Genomic DNA, 19,676 nt, shown 5'->3' on the forward strand with positions numbered 1-19,676 from the left:
TAGGGCAGATGCCGCAATTCTACGCACATCGGAGTCTTCATCTTCGAGGAATTGATTTAGATAAAGAATAGCTTTGTCCGATTTTGTTAAACCTAAAAGCCGGATTTTAAATAACAGAGGAATTTCTAACTCAGCAACTAAATTAACTGTCTGCTGCTGTAATTCTGACTTTACTGCACATGCTAACCTTGCCCCTAATTGCCAATCTACCTCTAAGGCTAACTTCACCACTCGCAAAGCCTGCACTTCATTATCCAGCAATTCCAGCATCAATACTAGGGGTTCTGTCCATTTCAAATAATTCAAATACTCTAGCTTGAGACAGTCATCGCTAAGGTTTGGTAACTGCTTGAGCAAGCATTCGGCGGTGTAATATTCCTGAATTAGTTGGTGGCGAAATTCAATTTGGTTATTTGCACCAAGTTGAATTAAATGATGGTTGAGTAAATCTTGCAACCATTCTAATGCTCTGTCACGGGGTCGATCAAATTTCTCAGCTTGCAAAAACTGCGTTAAAACTTCTTCTGCTTCTGACCTGGGTATGGCAACATTTAAGTCTATCAGCTTATCCCCTTTGCTCATGTGGAAAGCCAGATGTTTTAATAACGGAAACCACCACCGCCGAGACTCATCTGTAACTGGGATATCTTGGCGGAATTGACGCTCATAGCTTTGGGTAAACTGGCGAAACACTAAACCCAAGTTCGGCGGTATGTCACCTGTGGCGTTAAATAATGAACAAAGCATCATCAGCAGCAGTGGCGTTTCTCCAAACTCCCGCAACCTGTCGCCTAACTTCTGCAACATCTGCTCTCCCTGTTCTGGGAGATAGGCGCGGACAAACTGCTGCATTTGTTCTGCTGTCAGGGGTTGCATTTCCAGCTTCTTGGTAATGCCCAAATCGCCCCCCACGCCTAAATCCCGCGTGGTGAATATCATCGGCGTGGTTTTTTGGTAGTCTTGCCGGAATTTATACAAGTCTTGTCGCGCTGCTTCTGAGGGCAATTCGTTGATACCATCGACTAACAGCAGTAAGTCGCCAGCAAATAGCAGTTGTTCTATGGTTGTAGTATCCAGCAGTAGGCGATGGCGTTTGCAAAAGTCTCGAATTAAATCCAGTATGGAAGTCTGGTAATAGCGTAACTCTACCAGCACAGGGATGGGTGAGTCCGCCAGGGAATTAATTCCCTGGCTCATAGGTGAAGTCCGTTGAAACGGACTGATAGCAGGAGATTCAGTTGTCTTGAGACGACTTTCGCTATTAGCCGGGAAATTCATTTCTCGGCAGGCTTGGGACTCTTCGAGCAATAACCGCGCTAAGGCTGTGGATTTCCCGGAACCAGGACGCCCTACTAGTAATACGTGTTCTTTAGCATACTTCCGCAAGCCTTCCAGCACATCCAATCGCTCGGTTTTCTCCTGTGCTGCGTTGGGTTCTCCCTTGGCTGGCTTGAGAGTCTCCACTATAAAATCTAGCAGAAAGGGCGATCGCTTTTGTTCAACTCGCTGGTGTCCAATTACATCTGTCAGCGTGTAAGCATTCAACCATTGTACGTATTTATCATCATTGCAGAGCGATTCTAAATAGCCAGTCCAGTCAACCATAGGGCGGGACAATATGGGGTGGTTGGGTAGAGAGTAAGCGGTGGTGATTGCTGATTGGTAAGGAAAACGCAGCTTATTATAAGTTTAGCGTCGCAGATTATGTTGTTGAGGGTGCGTGACGGCGTTTTGCTTGAGGTAGCGTAAAATTTCGTGAAGGGGATAATAAAATATTAGTTATAGCGGTTATCGGTTGAGTCCACACAATCTTAAGGGCACGGCAGTGCCGATGCCCCTACAGGGGACGATATAATTTTGGATTGTATGCAAGTGAGAACGGCTATATTTGGTGAGTGGGGGGATGGCGGAGAAAGATTTTTGGTGAAGCAGATTTGCGATCGCATCCTTGCCCCTATAATTGCGGTATTTTTGTAATTGAATGTCTCTAATGAGGCTTTGAACTCCATTAATGAGGCTTTGAACTTCATTAATGAGGCTTTGAACTCCGTTAATGAGGCTTTGAACTCCGTTAATGAGGCTTTGAACTCCGTTAATGAGGCTTTGAACTCCATTAATGAGGCTTTTAGCTTCGTGAATGAAGCTTTTAGCTTCGTGAATGAGGCTTTGAACTCCATTAATGAGGCTTTGAACTCCGTGAATGAGGCTTTGAACTCCGTGAATGAGGCTTTTAGCTCCATTAATGAGGCTTTGAACTCCATTAATGAGGCTTTTAGCTCCGTGAACCAGTATTAAATACTCAACCAGAATTAATTACACAATGTCATTGCGAGTGAAGCGATCGCAATGACTGTAAATATTTTGGCTCATCTAGGGACTTACAAAAAATAAATTACCCATATAGCGCAATACGGTTCAGTTAAGATCCCCCCGCCTGCGGCGACCCCCTTAAAAAGGGGGTAAAAGAGGGTTATTAGCCCCCCTTTTTAAGGGGGGTTGGGGGGATCTTCAGAAGATTAAAACGTTAACTGAACCGTATTGCCATATAGCGATTCTCAGTTGGATGCAATACAAAATTATATCGTGGCGGGTAGGGGCACGGCACTGCCGTGCCCTCAAGAGTGTATTAGACTCAACCGAAAACCGCTATATTCCGTAGTGCGAGCATCTTGCTCGCTTTTGAACACCAGCGAGCGAGACGTTTGTCCTTCCCTGCGGGAGGCTGCGCCCTAAGCGTAGCTATGCCGCAGGCTTTACGGACACGCTACGTCAGACATCGCTCCGAAGATTTGGAAATAGGGTAGTCTCAATGCAAATGGGCTGATAGCATTGGGCATTGAAAATAAAAGTGCGATCGCTTACTTCTTTATCGATAAAATATGGCCACTTCCGGCTAGGTCTTGTATCGTAAAAGGTAATGGCAATTACAGATATAAAAATATGGATAGTAGACAACTGGCTCGATACATGGAAGCTACGGATGGTATCGCTAAACCTTGGTTATTAGTGCAACTTCGCCTCAAGAAACTCCAAGAACGTCAAGCCTTGATTCCTGAAGATGACTATGCTGAGGAATTACAAGATATTTTCCAAGACTTGATGAATTTGGGCGAATGGTGGCGCGGTATTGAAGATGAGGTATTTTGATTAGTTGATAGTCAAGATAACCGAGAGTTAGCAGTTGAGTGTACTCCTTGAGAGATGTTGTACACGCGATCGCACTTCCAGTTAATTTAATCATCTCTCAGTGATCCTCCCTGGCTTACCTTTTATCAGGCTAGCAAGGGGGGATCAATTGTGAGTAGGGGTTAGGGGGGATGAGGGGTATGAGGGGGATGAGGGAAGGGGGACAAATGACTATTGACTATTGACCATTGACCATTGACTATTGACCATTGACCATTGACCATTGACCATTGACAAATGACCAATGACAAATGACAAATGACAAATGCCACCTGATATAATCTCATCAAAAGACTCGCAGAAATATAAATGGATTGGATTACCTTACTGCGATCGCTACAGTCTGATTTTATTAAGAGGTTAACGTCTGGTTGTCTGCTTCATTGTGAAACAGAAGGGCAATATAGTGAATTAACTATAATCTCTGGCGAAAGGTTAAAAGCACTACGGGACTTTTGCTGGCAGATGGCAGAAAAATATAAACGTACTTCGCCTGTGCGTGATGTTTTTATTAATAATTTAAAGGGCAAACTCGGTGAGGAGGTTGTTAAGGAACGGTTAGCTGATTTTATTACCGAAGTAGATTATGAAAAACGCTTCGGTGGTGATGGTAAAATTGATTTTACTCTGACTTCTGACCCAGCGATTGGGGTTGAGGTGAAATCTCGCCACGGCAGTATTGATAAGGTGAGATGGTCTGTGAGTTCGGAAGAAGTGGAAAAAAATGCAGTTGTTGTCTGTATTTTAATCCAAGAAGAGGTGCATGAAGCCCAACCGGAATATCATCTTTTCTTGGCTGGCTTTCTACCGACGCAAATGATTAAACTCAAAAGGGGGAAAATTTCTTTTGGGATTAATCAATTACTTTATGGTGGTGGTTTGTGGAGTTATTTAGAACAGTTACAAGCTGAGAAACCGATTGAGAAACCATCGGCAATTGATAATTACAATCATCAGCGAGTTACACCAAGTCATCAAAATAATCATCAAATAACTAAGCTTTTAGCATCTCCGAAAAAAGCAGATGTTTTTTTAGAACAAGAGCCTAATTTAAATTTATTGTATGTCAACTTAGGTGATAAATCTTTTGAGCAAGGCGAGTCGGATACAGCGATTACCAACTACAACCAAGCCTTGCAACTTGATCCTGATAATGCGGAAGTGTATTACAAACGGGGTATGGTGCGCTATCACCTGGGGGATTACGAAAGTGCGATCGCAGATTATACTCAGGTTATCCAAATTAATCTAAATCACCCTAAAGCTTATCATCAGCGTGGTTTAGCTCGTTATCAGCTAGGAGATTATCATTCAGCCATTGATGATTATACTCAAGCTATCAGAATTAATCCTCATGTTGCCCTGACTTATAGAAACCGTGCTGATGCTCGTTCCCATATTGGCGATCATCAAGGTGCAATTGAAGATTATACTCAGGCTATCAAAATTAATCCCCATTATGCCATTACTGACAAAAATAGCAGTATTTCTCGTTATCTGCTTATAGAACAACAACAATTTACCCAAGCAATCAAGATTAATCCCCATGATGCTGTTGCTTATTATAATCGTGCTAAAGCCCGTGCTGATTTAGGAGATTATGAGGGGACAATTGCCGATTATACGCAAGCAATTAAGATTAATCCTCGCTATGCCGATGCTTATTATAGCCGTGGTAATGCTCATTTTGACTTAGGCGATTATCACAGTGCCATGAAGGATTTTACTCAAGTAATTAAGATGAATTCTAATTATGTAGATGCCTATTATAACCGTGGTCATGCTCGTTTTGGGCTAGGAGATAAGCAAGGCGCACTAGAAGATTTTCAAAAAGCCGCACACATTTATTGGCAAGAAGGAAAGATAGCCGAACACAACGATACAAGGGAAAAAATTTTAGATTTAGAAATTGAACAATCTTTAGATATTTTAAATTTTTAGTAGCTGAAGAAATTCGTAGTCAGGACTTGAGTGTTGTATTTTCAGCACCGAAGTGCTGACTACAAAACTTTTACCCTGTTTTTGAGCGATCGCTTTTTTTATAGACACTCAGCATTATTTGCTACTAAAATTGAATTAAAAGTTAAGTATTTATCTTTAAATAGGTGGTTGATGATGATTTTAGGTTTCAAATATTTCACTGCTGCTTGTACCGCACTTTTGCTAGCCAGCACTAACAGTTTACCGGATGCAGCTATAGCATCTGTAAACAATCAAGGTCAAAAAATTGCCCAAAGCCAAGTTCAAACAAGTACTACTGAACCCAATCTAGTTTTTAGACCGATTCTTGCTAAATTAAAGCAAAAAAGCCGAATTCGGATTTTATTACCAAAGTTTGTTCCTGAGTCGGATGGAGAAAACAAAGTTTACGCAATTGTAGAAAACGCTACTCTAAAAAAATACGAAATATTACTAGGTTTTAGTCCCGATTGTACTGGGGGAACTGCTTGCCGTTTAGGTATTGTCACGGCGGAAGCTGTAACACGTAAAACACCTCGCCTAACTGGGAAACCTGTTACGTTAGCCAAAGGAATCAGAGGCTATTTTGTTGATGCTACTTGTGGTGCTAATTGCTCAGATTCTACCTTGACTTGGCGGGAACGGGGAGTGCAATATACTGTGGGAATAAAAGCAGGCGATCGCGCTTCGTTGATCAAAATGGCTAATTCTGCAATTAATCCCTAGAGTATCGATGCAGTTGTGCAGTGGCTTGTTGGTGTAGATTTTAAGGAGATAGGAAGGCGATATAGAAGGCAAAAAATTATGATTCAAGCCTTACGGAAGCTAGTAACATTTGATGAATTTATCGCTTGGTATCCAGAAAACTCCCAACAACGCTATGAACTGCATGATGGAGTAATTGTTGCAATGTCCCCACCTACAGGCGATCATGAAGAAATTATCGGTTTTTTAGTTGGAGAAATCGTTGCAGAATATAAACGTTTGAAACTACCTTACTTTCTTCCCAAAACAGCATTCATCAAACCATTAGAAGGTGATTCTGCTTATTCACCTGATGTGTTGCTATTAAATCAGCCTAATTTAGTGAATGAACCGCGATGGAAAAAAGAATCAACTGTTAGCCAAGCTGAATCAATTCCCTTGGTAATTGAGGTGGTGAGTACAAACTGGAGAGATGATTATTTAAAAAAAGCGGCTGACTATGAGGCGGTAGGTATCCCCGAATACTGGATTGTCGATTATGCAGCGTTAGGTGGTAGGCGGTTTATCGGTAACCCCAAACAACCGACTATCTCAGTTTATTCGTTAGTTGAGGGGGAATACCAAGTTCAGCAGTTTTTACAAGGAGAACGGATCATCTCACAAGTTTTCCCCGAATTAAATTTGTCTGCTGAACAAATTTTTCAAATTGGCGGTTTACCAAGCTAGTACCGCAATTCAATAGTCTGTAGGGGCGGGTTCTGTGAGATATGTATCGAGAAAACAGATATGTTGGTTAAACACACCCTTACTTTAGGAGATTTTCAGAAAAAATTGTCCCAATTGTGATTGTGCCCTTACACTGCGCACCCTTAGACACCGCACCCTTCGACTTCGCTCAGGGTGCGGTGTTGGCTGAGCGAAGTCGAAGGCTAAGGGAACTCCAAAAAATAAATTATGCCAAATTGTAGGGGCGGGGTTACCCATTGGTGTCAACTTAAGTCAAAACGCTTATTCCACAGGCATTTTACCCCACCCCTCAATCCCCTCCCCGTTTACGGGGAGGGGACGTTTTGCGTCAGCAAAACTGGGGTGGGGTAGCGCGGATCTTGGTGGTACGTGATTTTGTATCAAATCATATCCAGGCAAGGGTTTCACGTTAAGTTGACACCAATGGGGGTTACCCCGCCCCTACGAGTTGCGGGTTTGGTAAGTTAATGATTGGAATATTTTTTTATTTGGAAGTCCCTAAGCGAAGTCGTTGGCTGAGCGAAGTCGAAGCCAACACCCGGCTGGTAGATTATTTTTCAAAAATCGCCTTATCATTCAAGACAGTCGCTACGCACTTTATTCCCATGCATAATTCAGGACTGAAGTCCTGACTACAATAAATTAAACCCCTCTTCGTGTGCGAGGAGGGGTTTAACTTTAAACTTAATTACGAATTACGTTAGCGAAGCGGTAGCGAGGACCGAGCGTCATTACAAATTACGAATTATTTTAATATCCTTCTTCTTCGTATTCTGGCTGTTTCTCTTTGACTTTCTTAGGAATATTCACAGGCTGTGGTTCATCTTCCCAAGCATCGCCTTCTACGTCATCGTAATTGTCGTATTCATCGACGTATGGCTTTTTGTAGGGTTGCGCTTCAAATTTAACAGGCTGTTGATACCTGTCTTTGTCTGTCGCCTCACTCCAGTTGTCTTCTTCTTCGTCTTCTTCGTATTGAATTGATTCGTACTGACGCGCTTGCATGACTTGGCGCTGGGGTCTTTCTTCTTCTACATAGTCTTCATCCCATTCTTCCCGCGCTACGGGTTCGGGGGCGCGGACTTTGGGCTTGGGTGGCTGTAATGGTACACCACTTGGGAGTTGATTTCCTGGGGCGACGGTACGAGGTGCGGCGTAGTATTCTTCATCAGCATCTCTTTCCCAAGGTGGTTTACCAATACCGAGACGTTCTAGGACTCCAACTGTCAATTGATTGGTTCTTTCTTCAGCGCCTTCAAAAACAATCAATCGACTGGGGCCTGTGCTGACGATTTCCTCGATTGAAAGTTCGTAAGTACTTAGCACTTGCTCAGGAATTTGTGGTAATCCCAAAGAAGCGATGACTATGGAGTGGAGTTTGCCATTTTCACCATTGAATTTAAAGCCCCGCACTCTTCCTAGTACTTCACCGGTTTCTGTAATTACTTCCCAGTTAATCAGGTTGCTTAAGGTTTCAACTTCAATATCTTCGATTACGTCCTCGTTATCTACCAGGATGACATCCCCAATCTGGCTGATACTGCTCAGATACATATTGCGTGGTATACCAGAAATAGAGATCAGGCTGTCTCTCAAGCCAAGAGCCACAACCTCTCGTTGGTCAATATCCACCCAAACTTGACTAACGATACCTACTCGCTTACCGTTGTCGCGGGTAATCACCTGGGTATTTAATATGTCGGAACGCCTAATTATCTGTTCAGAGGTCATTCTAATACCGAGTCCTGATCTCGAATCCGGTTAATCTATACACTATTATTAACAAAAACTCAAGCAGATGTATGGTCGGTTTGCAATTTAATTCCCAAAACTTGGGTGTAAGCTCCCCGTGCTTGAGTAACGCCTATTGTGCGTTCGGCTGATTCTATCATCGGTCGGCGCAAACTCACAACTATAAATTGTGCTTGTTTTGCCTGTTGTTTAATCATTTTAGCTAATCGTTCTACATTTGCCCCGTCCAAAAACATATCGACTTCGTCAAAGGCGTAGAAGGGAGAGGGGCGATAACGCTGGAGGGAAAAGATAAAGCTTAGGGCTGTGAGGGATTTTTCACCCCCAGACATGGAGGCTAATCTTTGGACTGGTTTTCCTTTGGGGTGGGCGACTAAGTTTAAGCCGCTGCTAAAGGGATCTTCAGGATCATCTAGTTGCAGGTAGCCGTCGCCTTCGGAAAGGGTGGCGAAAATTGATTGGAAGTTTTCGTTCACTGCGTCGAAGGCTTCTTTAAAGGCACGCTGACGCAATGTAGTAAAGTTTTCAATCCGCAAAAGTAGTTCTGTACGTTCTGCTTCTAAGGTTTCGAGCTTTTGTGTCAGTTCTTGCAGGCGGTTTTGGGTGCGTTCGTATTCTTCTAAGGCCAGCATATTTACTGGTTCCATTGCCTGTAAACGTTTGGCAAGCGATCGCAATTCTTTCTGCAATTCTTCTAAGTCTACTTGATCGGGTACTTCTGGCAGTGGATCGGGTAATTCTGGGGCTAAGGTTTGCAGTTGTTCTCTGACGTTAACTAATTCTTCTCGCTTTGCTACCAGGGTTTCTTGGAGTTTTTGCAGTTCCCATTCTAGTTGTTGTTGACGCAGTAAATGCGATCGCAGTTCTTGTTCGGTGCGATCGCGTTTTTGTTTCTCTTCGCCTAAATTCAGTTCCATCTGGCTCAATCTCGCCTTTATTTCCGTGATTTGGGCGCTGAGTGCTGAATGTTGGCTATTGATTGTCGTTAATTGATTTTGCTGTGTCTCTTGCTCCTGATGGTACTGGGTAATTCTTTCCTCAGCTTCTTGGATTTTTTCTTGTAAGCGTTGCTGTTGATTTTCCAGATTTCTTAATCTTTGTTCCGCTTCCCGTAAAGAAGTTTCTCTTTGTTGTAATTGTTGCTCTTGGGTTTTAATGGTGGCTTGGATTTGTTGCCATTCACTAGGGGTTTGGGAGGCTTCTAACTCGGCTAAAGTATGTCGCAATTGTTGCAACTGATTTTCTTGACCTGGTAATTCCCGATCCAAAATCTCCAACCGGGATTGAGAAGTGGCGAACTTTTCACTATTTTGCCCTAATTGCGATCGCGTATTTTCTAACTGCGTCGTCAAGGTTTTAATTTCTTTTTGCAACTGTTCTAATTGCAGCTGTTGTTCTCGCCTTGCTTGACGGGCTTCTGTAACTTGCTGCGTCAAGGTTTTGGTTTTGGCTGCGAGAGTATTAATAGCTTCACCACACCGTTCTAAAACTCTCTCAATTTCCCCTAAGCGTCGGCGTAAAGCGGCGACTTCTTCCGGTTCTGCTGTTTCGCTGTTTCCAAAGCGCAAGGATGAACGCTGGTTGTTACTACCGCCAGTCATCGCCCCGCTAGTTTCCAACAATTCCCCGTCTAGGGTGACGATACGGTATAAGCCGAGGTTTTTCCGCGCCTGTTCTAGGGTGGAAAAGACGACGGTGTTACCAAAAACATAACTAAAGACATCTTGATAACGGCGATCGCACTCAACTAAGTTCACCGCGTAGTTCACAAAACCACTGGCTAAACGTAGGGTAGCATCTTGGGTAAATCTGGGAGGGTTAATTTTATTTAAGGGTAAAAAGGTGGCTCTACCGGCGCGTTTCTGTTTCAACAGTTCAATTCCCGCAGCGGCGATTCCGTCATCTTCCACCACTATATGTCCTAAACGCCCACCGGCGGCAGTTTCCAAAGCTAGTTGAAACCGGGGTTCGACTCTGCCTAACTGTACCACTAAACCACAAAGTCCCGGCATTCCCGATTGCAAAATAACTTTACTGGCTTGGGTTCCTTGAATTTCTTGCTGTGCTTGCGCCTGTGCTTCTAGTTTATCTAACTGGCGTTGTTTTTCCCGCTGTTCTTGCAGTAAGCGCTTCTGGGTATCTTGTTGAAGTTGCAGTTCTTGTTCTGTGGCTGCGAGATTTTGCGCTAAATTTTGGATGGGTTCGCTAGCGGCGTTAAATTCTGTTTCTAGGCGACTACAATCAGCTTGTTTTGTGGCTAATTCTGGTTCTAAACTAGCAACAAGCTGGGTTTGTTCTTGAATTTGCTGCTGTAGCTGATCGTTCCGTTCTCTTAGCTGCGCTTGTTCGGTGCGTTGGGGTTCGAGAGTTTGCAACAGCGTTTCAATTTGTCGGTTTAACGCCGTTTGTTGCTGTACCCAAGCTTCCGAAGCCGAAGCAATTTCCGCCGCTGCTTGGCGAGAAGTTTCTAAAGCTTGTTGCGTCTCATCTCGTTGCTGCTGACAGTAAACGATTGATTGCTTTTCTACAACCTGAGTTTGAGCAATTTGTTCTAGGGAACGTTGATGTTGTTGAATTTCTTCCTGACTTTGGGTTTGGCGTTTCGTCGTTTCTTGAATTGCGGTTTCTAATTCGCTGCGCTGACGCTGGAGTTGTTTGTGTTCTGCTTCTTGGGTGGCGAGGGTAGATTGTACAGCTAATAGTTCCTCTTCCCCCAAAGCTTTTACATGGGCATTGAGTTGATCTAATTCAACAGTGGTTTGCTCAATTGTAGTATTCAGCGTGGTCAATTCAGTAGAAAGTTCTTGAGATTTGCGATCGCCATTTTGAATTTGGTTAGCTAATTTTTCTTGCTGTGCTTGGAGGGAACGCCAAGATAAAACTGCTTCCCAGGATTGTTTAGAAAGATATTCCGTGCGGAGTTTTTGATATTTTTCCGCTTTGGCGCGGTCTTGAGCCAGGCGATCGCGTTGTACAGTTAATTCAGTTTCAATAATCCGACAACTGTCTTCCTTCTCCTTTACCTCATCTAAAGTCGCCTTCGCTTGGTGAATTTTTCGATCAAACGCCGCTACTCCCGCCAATTCATCAATAATTTCTCGCCGTTCTCTGGCGTTCATGGAGATAATACTGGTAACATCCCCTTGCAGTACCACGTTATAGCCTTCAGGATAAATCCGCAGTGTCTCTAAGGCTTCATGTAACTCTGTCAGGGTACAAGATGCACCATTGATATAATAATTCGATGTATAAGTTCCTTGGTGTGTGACACGCAGCTTTCTGGTAACACTCCACTCTGCTGAAGTTTCTGGATTGGGAAATTTTGAGTTTGACTTGTCTTCCTCAACTTCCTCAACGTCTTCAACTTCTTCCACCTCCTCAACTTCTACTACTTCTACTTCCTCTAGGTTTTCATAGCTTTGCGGCTTGGTATCGTTGAGAGAAACTGCATCAGTGATATCAAACGTCACCGTCACGCTAGCTTCCACAGTCGCCCGACTTTTAGCCGTTTGAGTATTATTAACCAAATCCGGTAAGCGATCAGCGCGCATTCCCTTAGAACTGGCAAGCCCTAGACAAAACAGCAGCGCATCGAGAATATTAGATTTACCAGAACCATTAGGCCCAGATATGACAGTAAACCCCCCCAGTAAAGGAACTTGGGTAGTACCACCGAAGGACTTGAAGTTGGTAAGTTCGACGCGCTTTACATGAACCATAGGCGCTATGCTGCTGGGCTAATGAAGTAAAAGTGTAGCAAGTAAATATAGATTGTCTACTATTTCAGCGAGAGAATTTAGGATTTATTGAACCACTCCCGGCGCAAACAACCCACATGAAACTCAGGAGATTTAATTAACACTACTAATTAATCGGTATACTTTTACTCTGTCTTTGGGCATTTCTATTTCCGTGAGTGAGTAAAATCCTCAAGCATTTTCCTGTAATGCTCCTGCTGAACATTTGTACTATAGTTTAGACAGCAGCCTTACTTATATCATGTTTGCAAAATAAATATTCACAAATCAAAGCTTTTCCTTTGCTTAGAGGTAGTAGGGGCGGGTTAACCTAGATCTGTGTAAAAAATTGATAATATCTGTGAACCCGCCCCCACCGCTTGTGAGAAATGCGGGATATGCAGCAATGAAACTTTATAAAATAATTTTCAACTGATATTATAGACACAGTTTTAATTTTTGTAAAATTATCTTAGCTGTTAAATAATCAGGTAAATTATGCAACTAGAAGATTACTTTGATTTTCAGCGTCCTGATGACATTCGACTCAAAGGTACAAGAGTAGGAATTGAAACTATTCTTTATGAATACATCTATCGTGCCCGAACGCCAGAAGAGATTGCCAACATTTATACTTCATTAACATTAGAACAAGTTTACGCCACTATTCTTTATTACCTGCATAACAAAGAAGCTGTCAGCAATTATATAGCTGATTGGTTAGAGTGGAGTCATAAAATGCAGGAAGAACAAAGACGTAATCCTCCACCAGTTGTTGCCAAGCTGATAAAATTCAAAGCTGAAAGAGAAGCCATGAAAAAAGCAAAGGACAATGACTCTCAAATATCTGCTGGATGAAAATGTTGCTCCTCTGTTTCAAGTTCAACTCAGACGACAAAAACGTGATTTGGTTGTTTGGGCGGTGGGAGAACCTGCTACTCCTCCTAAAAGCACACTAGATCCAGAAATATTATGCTGGTGTGAGAAACACAACTTTATTTTAGTTACAAATAATCGTAAATCCATGCCTGTACATTTGGCTGAACATATCGCCCTTGGGCAGAATGTACCAGGTATTTTTATTTTGAATGATAAATTAACTATTGGTCAAAATATTGATGAATTAATTATCATTGCTGAAGCCTCTTTTGATGATGAATATCAAAACCAAATAGTGCATTTACCATTGCTTCAGTAAAATCAAAGCTAAATCCGCAATCCGCGATCGCTTCTGGATATTTTACCTCAGATACGGGGATGACTTACTGTGGTAACCACAAGGTACGCTGTGGTCACTACAAGGTACGCTGTGGTCACTACAAGGTACGATGTGGTCACCACAAGGTACGATGTGGTCACTACAAGGTACGATGTGGTCACCACAAGGTACGCTGTGGTCACCACAAGGTACGCTGTGGTAACCACATGATGATTTTAAAGGTTTGTAGTGAGGACTAAAGTCCTCAAATAAGGACTGAAGTCCTTACTACGAAATGAATTAAGAGATTTTTACATCGCAAAACACATAGTTAGATGCAATTACCGACTTACTTAGTCGTCATCAATGAAAATTTTTCTCCCCCTGCTTCCAGAAGCACCCCACACCCCCCAGACTCTCCCTCACTTCTAGCTATAAGCTGATAAATCAGCCGCGATCGCCTTTATGTTGCTAAATTAACAAAATAGAATAAAATCAAAGCTAGCTAGCTGCAATCGACAATGGTATCTACTTCTACACCGTTCTCGGATATTAAAAACCATTGGGCACGCTTATTTATTGAAGCTTTATCAGGGTGTCGCGTTTTAAATGGGTATCCAAACGGAACTTTTCGCCCAGATAACTCAGTAACTCGTGCGGAATTTGCTGCCATCATTGGCGCAGTCTTTACAGTACCGCCAAAACGGCAATATGTCGCTTTTACTGATGTCCCTACTAACCATTGGGCTTTTAGTGCTATACAAAAATCTTATGAAACAGGATTTATTAGTGGCTATCCCAATCGCACTTTCCTTCCTAATAATAGAATTTCCCGGGGCGATGTTTTTGTTGCCATAGTCAACGGCTTGGATATTGCTACTAAAATCAAACCTGACTTGGTAAATAAACTGCCGCAATTATATCAAGATGCAACTGCGATCGCCGCCTATGCCAAAAATCAAGTAGCCATTGCTACGAGTACCGGGTTAGTAGCTAGCTATCCAAATATCAAATTTCTCAACCCCAATATCGCCGCCACTCGTGCAGATGTGGCAGTAATAGTTTATCAAGCTTTAGTCTATCTGGGGCGAGTAGACAAAATTACCTCAGCTTACTTAGTAATTCCACCCACGCCCACGCCCACACCAACGCCCACACCAACACCAAGCACCACGCCAACGCCCACACCCACGCCAACGCCAATACCCATTCCCACACCCACGCCAACGCCAATACCAACACCCACGCCAACGCCAATACCCATTCCCATACCTACGCCAACGCCAACCCCGACACCCACGCCAACGCCAATACCCATTCCCATACCTACGCCAACGCCAACCCCGACACCTACCCCAGTACCATCAAATACAATCAGGGTAAATCATCAACGAGAGTTTCGCGGCGCTTGGGTAGCGTCAGTATGGAATAGTGATTGGCCTTCTAAAGCTGGACTACCTGTAGCGCAACAAAAATCAGAATTACTGGCGATTATCACCAAATTACAGCAGCTCAATTTTAATGCGCTGATTTTGCAGGTGCGACCAGAAGGGGATGCGTTGTATGCTTCATCTTTAGAACCGTGGAGTGCTTGGTTGACAGGAACCCAGGGGAAAGCACCAGATCCATTTTATGACCCCTTAGAGTATGCGATCGCAGAATGCCACAAACGTAATATAGAACTTCATGCTTGGTTCAATCCCTATCGCGCTAAGACTTCGATTCAGCAAGGGTCGAATGTCATTCCCCACATAGCTGTAACTAATCCCCAAGTTGTTTATAAATGGGGTAATCAGTTGTGGATGGACCCAGGATTAGAAATTGTTCAAGATAGGGCTTATAACGTAATTCTCGATGTTGTCCGCCGTTATGACATCGATGGCGTTCACTTAGATGATTATTTTTATCCCTACCCCATCACAGGTCAAAGTTTCCCCGATAGTAAAACCTACGCAACGTATAAAGAAGCCGGTGGCGGACTCAGCTTGGCTGACTGGCGCAGAGAAAACGTCAATCTGATGGTACTGCGTCTGGCTGAGGGAATTAAAGCCGCCAAGACCCATGTTAAATTTGGCATCAGTCCCTTCGGTATTTACAGACCCGGACAACCGCCAGGAATTACCGGCTTAGATGCCTATGATGTCCTCTATGCCGACTCGAAAAAATGGCTAGAACAAGGTTGGATTGATTACATCGCCCCTCAACTCTACTGGCGTACCGACCAAACACAACAAAGTTATCCTGCCTTACTCAAATGGTGGACACAGGTAAACACTAAGCAAAAACACGTTTACGCTGGTAACAATTTAACAGAACCAAGTAACAAGAGTCGGGAGAGTGAAGAGATTGAAAAGCAGGTAATAATTAGCCGTAGCCAAACTGGACAGTTTTCATTAGGGAACATCTTCTTTAATGTGGGCGTTTTAATGGAAAACAGTCAAGGCATTGCGGATAAATTCCAAAGTCTGCTTTATAAAAAGCCTGCCTTACCGCCAATTTTGCCTTGGCATGATACCACACCACCAGCACCCCCCACCGCCTTGCAATATGTTAACGGTAAACTCAATTGGCAACCTGGTGATAATCAACCAGTTCGTTCTTGGGCGCTTTATCGACAAGTTGGGGATAATTGGGAAATTCAGCGACTTTTATCGGCTGGGACAAACTTTGCCACTGTGGGGCCAGGTATCTATGCAGTTTCCGCAGTTAATAGATTAGGGAGTGAGAGTTTAGGAGTGGTGATTACTGTTAGTTGATGGTTGACAGTTGTATTTACAAATCGCAAATGTAGGGGCACAACGGCAGTTCATACGTGTCAACTTAACGTGAAACTCTCTGTGTGACAAAGTTTTGCCCTCATCCCCTAACCCCTTCTCCCTCAGGAGAAGGGGAATTCCCTCACCCCCACCCTTCTAGGGTGAAAGCATAACCTTGTCATTATACGGGTTTGAATTTTTGAATGCTTCTGCCTTTTCGTAAGCACGAATTGTTGCCGGACGTGCCTTAATTGTCTCAAACCAACGCTTTAAATTCGGAAAATCTTCTAAGTTTTGACTTTGACGTTTATAAGGCACAATCCAGGGATAAGCAGCAATATCAGCAATGGAATAATCGCCAGCTACAAATTCTCTATCTGCCAATCTTTTATCTAACACTCCATACAAGCGTCCTGTTTCTTTGACGTAGCGGTTGATAGCATAGTCAATTTTTTCTGGTGCGTATTCGCTAAAGTGGTGGTTCTGACCAGCCATTGGCCCTAAACCTGCCATTTGCCAGAATAGCCATTGTAAAACCTCTAGGCGCGCATCTTGAGGAATTAACTTCCCAGTTTTTTCTGCTAAATACAGCAGAATAGCACCAGATTCAAAAATAGCAATTGGCTCACCTCCATTTACAGGTTCATGGTCAACAATTGCCGGAATACGATTGTTAGGAGAAACCTTGAGAAAATCCGGATTGAATTGCTCACCAGCCATAATATTTACTGGAATAATATTGTAAAGAAGTCTAACTTCTTCCAAGAAAATTGTGATTTTATTACCGTTTGGTGTTGGCCAATAATAAAGGTCAATCATGGGTTATTCTCCCGAATTTTTGTGATTGTTTTGAGAACTTAGACTTCTTTTGCTGCTAGTAGTCCACCACAATAATTTCTTAGTCAGCGCTTCAGTCCTTATTTCCAGGACACTGCTGACTAGGTATCTGTAAATAATTAATGACATAAACCACTAGCCAATGTTGTTGATGAATGCGATGATTTAGCGATCGCACCCCAAACTCTATGGTGAACTGGGAAAATCGGTGTCGGATATTTTTCTGGCAATTTTGATTATTCTAGGAGTCACACACCCACTTATGATGCGCTTTTCTACTAGTTGCATGGTTGTACTGTAGATATCGACTCTTGGTCATATATTAAACACCAGCACTTGTAAGTACATGAAACCTTAACATTACCGCAAAATTTTGCTGATATTTGCGTATATATTAACTATTTTAGTATTTTACCGTATTTTCACTCAGGCGATCGCTTCGCTTTCGTCAAAAGTCAAAATTAATAAATATTTACTTTTGACTTTTGACTGAAGCGAAGGGTTTAAGAGCTAGCCGCCATGATAAGGTACAAACTTTGCCCCTGTGGGGACAGGAACCTATGCTGTATCCGCAGTTAACAGGTTAGCAAGTGAGAGTTTATACCGTTTAACTTTAATTATGATACAAATACATTGGTAGGGAACAATGCCCATTGGTGTCAACTTAACCTGAAACCCGCTTGGTGAAAAGGTTTCGCCCTCACCCCCAGCCCCTCTCCCCTGGGGAGAGGGGAGCTAGAAATCCAATTCCCCAACTCCGGTGGGGAGAAGGGGTTAGGGGATGAGGGCGTGGGAATTTGTACAACGCTTGCCCGATATAGCTTTCGGCTTAAGTTGACACGTATGGGCAATGCCGTGCCCCCGACGCGAAATCTATATGTATCAGCGTTTTAGTGAAATGGTATTAGGAGTGGTGATTACAGTCAGTTAATGATTGATGTCGCTTGTACATCTTCGTGTGATTGTATTGATAACACGGGGATTGTTTGACATTGCAGCCATAGGTGTTAAGTATGAACGATGTCCAGCGGTGCAATCGCACTATTAGGCATCTTAATTTACAGCGAAACTAGGGGTAGTTCAGAGTCGTAGATATAAACGATACACCGTTTTCCTCCCAGGACGCTGCATTCAAAAACCACTCAGACTATCAAAACATAATGGGAGCGTGAGAACCCCTGCCTTTACATGAGGGGATGAAACGCGACTCAACAGGATTTATCCTGTTTGCTTTATTAATAGAGAAAGGCTGCCGCTGAAACTAGTCAAGCGGCAATTTGGATTTACCTAACGTTGAATAGTCTGCGCAGATTGATTAAATAATAAATCCCGTGACTTTTCAATATCTAATGCCTGATTTTTAAACTCTTCTGCCTTTTCGTAAGCGCGAATTGTTGCCGGACGTGCCTTAATTGCCTCAAACCAACGCTTTAAATTCGGAAAATCTTCTAAGTTTTGGCTTTGGCGTTCATAAGGCACAATCCAGGGATAAGCAGCAATATCAGCAATGGAATAATCGCCAGCTACAAATTCTCTATCTGCCAATCTTTTGTCTAACACTGCATACAAGCGTCCTGTTTCTTTGACGTAGCGGTTGATAGCATAGTCAATTTTTTCTGGTGCGTATTGGCTAAAGTGGTGGTTCTGTCCCGCCATTGGCCCTAAACCTCCCATTTGCCAAAATAACCATTGTAAAACTTCAACACGTTTGGGCAAATCTTGGGGAATTAACTTCCCAGTTTTTTCTGCTAAATACAGCAGAATTGCACCCGATTCAAAAACAGAAATCGGCGCACCGCCATTTGCAGGTTCATTGTCAACAATTGCCGGGATACGATTGTTAGGTGAAATATTGAGAAACTCTGGCTTAAATTGGTCGCCAGCACCAATATTTACCGGAATAATATTGTAAGGAAGTCCAACTTCTTCCAAGAAAATTGTAATTTTATGACCGTTGGGAGTTGTCCAATAATAAAGGTCAATCATGGTGATTTCTCCTGATTTGTCAATAGTCAATAGTCAGTTGTCAGTTGTAAAAAAGGCGAACAGTCAACCGTCAACCGTCAACCGTCAACAGTCCCCTCATCTTTTAAAAACGCTCAACCCAAGGGCGCAATTCTACTTCCCAAGTCCAAGCGCTGCGGGGTTGATTTAAAATGCTGAGATAAGTTTGAGCGATCGCATCCGGATCGAGAGTACTATCAGGGTTATCGGCTGGATCTTGGCGTTGGGCGGAACGAATAGCACCATCAATTACAAAATGCGCTACATGAATATTCTTAGGTGCTAATTCCCTCGCAATGCTTTGAGCCAAACCCCTGAGGGCAAATTTACCCATTGCAAACGGTGCAGATTGCGGATAACCCTTAACACTAGCTGAGGCTCCGGTAAAAAATATCGCCCCACCTCCCTGCTGTAACATCCTTTTAGCGGCAGCCTGGGCAACCAAAAAGCCACCATAGGCAGTGATTTCTAGGGTTTTGGCAACTTCGCTGGGGTCTAGTTCAATTAGCGGCCCCCGGACTCGAAAACTGGGATTGTAAACAACAACTGTCGGGTTACCAAGTTTATTTTCGACATCGATAAATAACTGGTTTACCTCCTCTGGTTTTGCCGCATCAGCAGCGAAGCTAACCGCACCGATTTCACTACTAAGCTGAGTCAGTTTCTCAATGCTACGAGATGCTAAGGCTATTTTCAGTCCTTCCTTGGCAAATAAGCGAGCGATAGAAGCACTTAATCCATTACCTGCTCCAACTATCAAAGCTGTTTTTGGCATAGGTGCAATTGTCCTTTTGC

Annotated in this window: 14 protein-coding genes; 8 read left to right on the forward strand and 6 right to left on the reverse strand. The window is 43.1% G+C overall.

Annotation, left to right across the window (positions count from 1 at the left end):
- Positions 1–1,605, reverse strand: a 1,605-nt coding sequence (locus AACU32_RS20770; protein ID WP_445223186.1) for an NACHT domain-containing protein, incomplete at its 3' end; no start/stop codon positions are given.
- A 372-nt stretch (positions 1,606–1,977) separates the two neighbouring features.
- On the opposite strand from AACU32_RS20770, the gene AACU32_RS20775 reads away from it, so the two are divergent.
- From AACU32_RS20775 to AACU32_RS20795, 5 genes are all read left to right on the forward strand, one after another.
- Positions 1,978–2,295, forward strand: coding sequence for a hypothetical protein (locus tag AACU32_RS20775; protein ID WP_339378136.1), 318 nt, complete (start codon positions 1,978–1,980; stop codon positions 2,293–2,295).
- Between the two features lie 645 nt (positions 2,296–2,940).
- On the forward strand, positions 2,941–3,147 hold the full coding sequence (locus tag AACU32_RS20780) for a hypothetical protein (protein ID WP_096602852.1): 207 nt from the start codon (positions 2,941–2,943) through the stop codon (positions 3,145–3,147).
- 348 nt (positions 3,148–3,495) lie between these two features.
- Positions 3,496–5,127, forward strand: a complete 1,632-nt coding sequence (locus AACU32_RS20785; RefSeq protein WP_096602854.1) for a tetratricopeptide repeat protein — start codon at positions 3,496–3,498, stop codon at positions 5,125–5,127.
- Positions 5,128–5,301: 174 nt separating this feature from the next.
- On the forward strand, positions 5,302–5,871 hold the full coding sequence (locus tag AACU32_RS20790) for a hypothetical protein (protein WP_096608096.1): 570 nt from the start codon (positions 5,302–5,304) through the stop codon (positions 5,869–5,871).
- A 78-nt stretch (positions 5,872–5,949) separates the two neighbouring features.
- A complete protein-coding gene (locus AACU32_RS20795; protein WP_096602856.1) occupies positions 5,950–6,576 on the forward strand; it encodes a Uma2 family endonuclease in 627 nt (208 codons plus the stop codon).
- Between the two features lie 771 nt (positions 6,577–7,347).
- Here the strand turns inward: AACU32_RS20795 and AACU32_RS20800 are convergent.
- Complete coding sequence (locus tag AACU32_RS20800) at positions 7,348–8,328, reverse strand: PRC-barrel domain-containing protein (RefSeq protein ID WP_096602858.1); 981 nt, start codon at positions 8,326–8,328, stop codon at positions 7,348–7,350.
- A gap of 59 nt (positions 8,329–8,387) precedes the next feature.
- Positions 8,388–12,068, reverse strand: a complete 3,681-nt coding sequence (gene smc / locus AACU32_RS20805) for a chromosome segregation protein SMC (protein ID WP_096602860.1) — start codon at positions 12,066–12,068, stop codon at positions 8,388–8,390.
- 516 nt (positions 12,069–12,584) lie between these two features.
- Between smc and AACU32_RS20810 the strand changes: the two genes are divergently transcribed.
- The 3 genes from AACU32_RS20810 to AACU32_RS20820 all read left to right on the forward strand — a co-directional run bounded on the left by AACU32_RS20810 (position 12,585) and on the right by AACU32_RS20820 (position 16,040).
- Positions 12,585–12,944 carry a DUF433 domain-containing protein gene (locus tag AACU32_RS20810; RefSeq protein WP_096602862.1) on the forward strand — a complete coding sequence of 120 codons (360 nt, stop codon included), beginning with the start codon at positions 12,585–12,587 and terminating at the stop codon, positions 12,942–12,944.
- Positions 12,919–13,284: a DUF5615 family PIN-like protein gene (locus tag AACU32_RS20815; RefSeq protein ID WP_096602864.1), complete on the forward strand. Its 366-nt coding sequence runs from the start codon at positions 12,919–12,921 to the stop codon at positions 13,282–13,284. The genes AACU32_RS20810 and AACU32_RS20815 overlap by 26 nt, the downstream gene beginning before the upstream one ends.
- Positions 13,285–13,805: 521 nt before the next feature.
- A complete protein-coding gene (locus AACU32_RS20820; RefSeq protein ID WP_096602866.1) occupies positions 13,806–16,040 on the forward strand; it encodes a glycoside hydrolase family 10 protein in 2,235 nt (744 codons plus the stop codon).
- Between the two features lie 156 nt (positions 16,041–16,196).
- Here AACU32_RS20820 and AACU32_RS20825 read toward each other — a convergent pair whose 3' ends face one another.
- The 3 genes from AACU32_RS20825 to AACU32_RS20835 all read right to left on the reverse strand — a co-directional run bounded on the left by AACU32_RS20825 (position 16,197) and on the right by AACU32_RS20835 (position 19,656).
- Entirely contained in the window at positions 16,197–16,859 is a 663-nt protein-coding gene (locus AACU32_RS20825) for a glutathione binding-like protein (protein ID WP_096602868.1), read from the reverse strand.
- A gap of 1,305 nt (positions 16,860–18,164) precedes the next feature.
- Positions 18,165–18,863 carry a glutathione binding-like protein gene (locus AACU32_RS20830; protein WP_096602870.1) on the reverse strand — a complete coding sequence of 233 codons (699 nt, stop codon included), beginning with the start codon at positions 18,861–18,863 and terminating at the stop codon, positions 18,165–18,167.
- Between the two features lie 103 nt (positions 18,864–18,966).
- Positions 18,967–19,656, reverse strand: coding sequence for an SDR family NAD(P)-dependent oxidoreductase (locus tag AACU32_RS20835; RefSeq protein WP_096602872.1), 690 nt, complete (start codon positions 19,654–19,656; stop codon positions 18,967–18,969).
- Positions 19,657–19,676 lie beyond the last annotated feature (20 nt).

This window comes from Calothrix sp. NIES-2100 (assembly GCF_963875285.1).
Classification (GTDB): domain Bacteria; phylum Cyanobacteriota; class Cyanobacteriia; order Cyanobacteriales; family Nostocaceae; genus Aulosira.